At 43.4% G+C, this 3,917-nt stretch carries 5 protein-coding genes; 4 read left to right on the forward strand and 1 reads right to left on the reverse strand.

Going from position 1 to position 3,917, the window contains the following annotated elements:
• From AC1DVB_RS25740 to AC1DVB_RS25755, 4 genes are all read left to right on the forward strand, one after another.
• Positions 1–375 (forward strand): N-acetylmuramic acid 6-phosphate etherase (locus AC1DVB_RS25740; protein WP_477591613.1); only part of this gene is annotated, 375 nt, incomplete at its 5' end.
• 10 nt (positions 376–385) lie between these two features.
• Positions 386–1,243, forward strand: coding sequence for a MurR/RpiR family transcriptional regulator (locus tag AC1DVB_RS25745; protein ID WP_057277791.1), 858 nt, complete (start codon positions 386–388; stop codon positions 1,241–1,243).
• A gap of 32 nt (positions 1,244–1,275) precedes the next feature.
• Positions 1,276–2,646 (forward strand): PTS transporter subunit EIIC, encoded by a 1,371-nt coding sequence (locus AC1DVB_RS25750; protein WP_477591616.1) that lies wholly within the window; start codon positions 1,276–1,278, stop codon positions 2,644–2,646.
• Positions 2,643–3,653, forward strand: a complete 1,011-nt coding sequence (locus AC1DVB_RS25755; RefSeq protein ID WP_477591618.1) for a MupG family TIM beta-alpha barrel fold protein — start codon at positions 2,643–2,645, stop codon at positions 3,651–3,653. The genes AC1DVB_RS25750 and AC1DVB_RS25755 overlap by 4 nt, the downstream gene beginning before the upstream one ends.
• On the opposite strand, the gene AC1DVB_RS25760 is transcribed toward AC1DVB_RS25755, so the two are convergent.
• On the reverse strand, positions 3,615–3,917 hold a 303-nt coding region (locus tag AC1DVB_RS25760; RefSeq protein ID WP_477591620.1), incomplete at its 5' end, for a hypothetical protein. The genes AC1DVB_RS25755 and AC1DVB_RS25760 overlap by 39 nt on opposite strands.

Genomic DNA, 3,917 nt, shown 5'->3' on the forward strand with positions numbered 1-3,917 from the left:
GATATAGGGATTGAAGTGGTGGTCGGGCCGGAAGTGTTAACAGGATCCACGAGAATGAAAGCGGCAACCGCACATAAAATGGTACTCAATATGATTTCAACGGCAACAATGATCCGATTGGGCAAAGTCTATGAAAATCTGATGGTCGATGTAAATGTCAGTAATCAAAAACTGAAGGATCGTGCAGTAAACATCATAGAAACAGTAACGAATGCTGATTATGATCAAGCTTTGAATACGCTTGAAAAGGCAAATAATCAAGTTAAGCCAGCGATTGTCATGATAAAAACGGCAACAGATTATGAAAAAGCTATGGAGTTACTGGAAAAAGCGGATGGAGATGTCAGAAAAGCCATCTCGATCTATGAAGATTAGGAGGGAAGCAATGGCTACAGGAGGATTATCCATCATACAGACGATGTTGACCAAGCTGCCGCAATCAGAACAAAAACTAGCGGAATATATTCTGCAGAATCCTCATGAAGTTGTGAACAGCACTGTACAGGAATTAAGTACGTCTGCCCAAACAAGCGGGGCTGCTGTTATTAGGTTGTGTAAATCGCTTGGAATAAAAGGATATCAAGATCTGAAAATAAGGATTGCCGGAGATTTGATGAAGACGGTTGAACAGGGCTACCGGGATATCGAGCCTTCCGAATCACTGTACCGGATTGTGGAGAAAACAACGAGTAATTCGATTCAGACCATCCGGGACACATCTGAAATAATCGATCATGATAATCTAAAACATGCCATGACGCTGATGCTGAATGCAAAAACCGTCCACTTTTGCGGTGTGGGTGCTTCGAATATAGTTGCTGCGGATGCTCAGCAAAAATTACTTCGCATCAATAAAGGAGCAACGGCTTTTACAGATATGCATTTAGTTGCAACCCTGATTGCAAATGCTGATGAGAATGACATCGTTTTTGCCATTTCATTCTCTGGGGAAACACCTGAAGTTGTCAATATATTGAAGCTGGCAAAGGAACGTGGGGTCAAGACAATCGGGCTGACCCATTATGGCCAAACAACGGTATCTTCTTTGTGTGATGCCACATTGTTTACATCCTATTCGAATGAAGCACCATTTCGAAGTGCAGCAACATCCTCACGATTGGCGCAATTATATATGATTGACATTTTGTTTTTGGGGATGGCTTCAGAGCAGTATGAAGAAACTGTCCAATATATTGATAACACAAGGTCTGCCATTAAATCGATGACAGATCGATATAAATGATTAATCCGAGATTTGAAAAAGGGGGCTTATGAATGGGTAAGGGGGATAAGTACGCCAGTTTAGCAGAAGAGTTATTGGGGAAATTAGGTGGGGCATCTAATGTTGCCGATGCTGCACATTGTATGACGAGACTGAGGGTATTGCCAATCGATCGTTCGAAAGTAAAAATGGAAGATATAAAAAATACGGAAGGCGTTTTTGGCGTCATTGAAGAGGAAACGATACAAATCGTTCTCGGGCCAGGCGTGGTGAACAAGGTTCATACAGAATTTGAAAAGCTTCTGGGGGAAGCTTCTGGAGATTTGAACTTAAAAGAAGTGGCCTCGAAGAATAAATCAGAGATTGATAGGAAAAACGCAAAACCGTTTAGACTTTTTTTACGCAGGATTGCAAGTATTTTCATCCCTTTAATTCCCGCCTTAGTGGCATCAGGTTTGATTACCGGTATTACAAAGGCAATCGTTCAAGCGGGCTGGCTTGCAGCAGAATCACAATTAGCCATCATTTTAACCGTTATCGGATCCGGTCTGTTTGCCTACTTGGGGATTTTGGTTGGGACCAATGCTGCAAAAGAATACGGCGGATCACCTGCACTTGGTGCCCTTGCTGGTATCTTGGTCATAAATCCGGCCGTCGGCGACATTTCATTGTTCGGTGAAAATTTGCTCCCTGGCCGCGGTGGGTTGATCGGAGTACTCTTTGCAGCTATTTTCATAGCCTTGGTGGAAAAACAGGTCAGGAAATTCATTCCTCAATCACTGGATATCATTTTGACGCCAACCATCGCTTTACTCATTACCGGGATTGTCACTTACATTGTATTTATGCCGGTAGGAGGGTTTTTATCGGATGCCATTACGAATGGGTTATTGAATGTATTGGATTTCGGCGGTGTTGTAGCTGGATTCGTGCTTGGTGCGGCCTTCCTCCCTCTCGTCATTACTRGTTTACATCAAGGTTTAACGCCTGTCCATCTAGAATTAATAAATTCGATTGGTGATGATCCACTGCTTCCCATTTTGGCGATGGGTGGCGCGGGGCAAGTGGGAGCGGCATTTGCCATCTATATGAAAACGAAGAAAGCAAGTTTGAAGAGGGCTATCGGAGGAGGGCTTCCTTCAGGAATGCTAGGTATCGGTGAACCCCTTATATTTGGAGTGACCCTGCCATTGGGCCGGCCCTTCTTAACTGCATGTTTAGGTGCAGGAGTAGGCGGAGCATTCCAAGCTCAATTCGGGATCGCCACGTCTTCCATCGGTGTATCCGGACTGCCGCTTACCTTTCTAGTTCATCCAAACCAAATCGCCCTGTTCCTTGCTGGATTGTTCATTTCCTATATAGCAGGGTTTATTTTTACGTATCTGTTCGGATTTAAAGATGAAATGGCGGTTGAATTTAAGTGATCGGAATTTCTTTTTATCTACAGGACCCGCTTGCAGAAACACAAATTATACATGCTGCTAACCTGGGAGTGAAGAGAGCATTTACCTCGCTCCATATTCCTGAAGAAAAGGGGGACCTCGTGAAGAGGATGATCAGGCTTTTAAAGCTTGCAGAGGACTATGGAATGGAAATCCATGCAGATGTCTCATTAAATACACTTGATCATTTGGGGATTAACAAATTTACGGATTTATGGCCATTAGGTATTAAGGGGATTCGCCTTGATGATGGGTTCGATAAAGAAACGGTCATATCTTTATCTAAGGTGTTTTCACTCTCACTAAATGCAAGTACGTTGAATGAAGATGAACTTTTAGCCGTGCTTGGGGGCGGAGTGGAACCGGAAAGTCTGATAGCTTGGCACAMCTTTTATCCAAGGCCTGAAACGGGCCTTGAAGAAGAGTTCTTTCATGAACAAAATAGAATGTTCAAGAAATACGGCATACCGATCTTTGCTTTCATCCCGGGTGCAGGAAGTAAACGCGGTCCTCTTCATGAGGGTCTTCCAACGCTTGAAAAACACAGGCTGATGAATCCTTACGCCGCCGGAATTGAGCTGATCCAGCATGTGGAAGGAGTTTACGTTGGAGATCAGGGAACGGAGGGTAATTTGCTTGAGAATCTATCTGCATATAAAAACCTGAACATTCTAACTATTAGAATGGAATCCCGACTTTTGCAAAGCGGTCAGTATAAAGTGAGGCCAGATGTTTCTCAAGATGTTTTCCGGCTGCAGAATACCCGGGTCACCGCAAATGTTGAGCCGAGTAATACAGCTGCACGAAGCCTTGGATCCATAACGATGGACAATGATGCTTATGGAAGGTATCGGGGAGAGGTTCAGATTTGCAAAAGAGACCTAGGGGCTGACCACMGAGTCAACGTTATAGGAAGAGTTATAGAAGAAGATATTCCCTTGCTGTCCCTTCTAAAGCCTGGTCAAACAATAAAACTTATAATTGAGTAAACAATTGGACTCAAAGAATCCAGAGATAAATGGATACCTTTCATGAAGGCTTTTCAAAGAGGCGGCTGCTGGGATTCCCGATGCTGCCTTGATTTCTTTATAGGATCTATATAGTTCATTTCCATTCATTTTTACCCCTTCACGGCAGTGGTTTGGAATTGTTGCTAACAGAACTAAAAAGAATACAAGGGAGGAAGCCTGAATGATAAAAAGGATATGTGCCCCAGCTGGAATCGCATTATGTTTGGTTTTGTCCATTATGGG

Source organism: Peribacillus sp. P4_D6 (genome assembly GCF_056401795.1).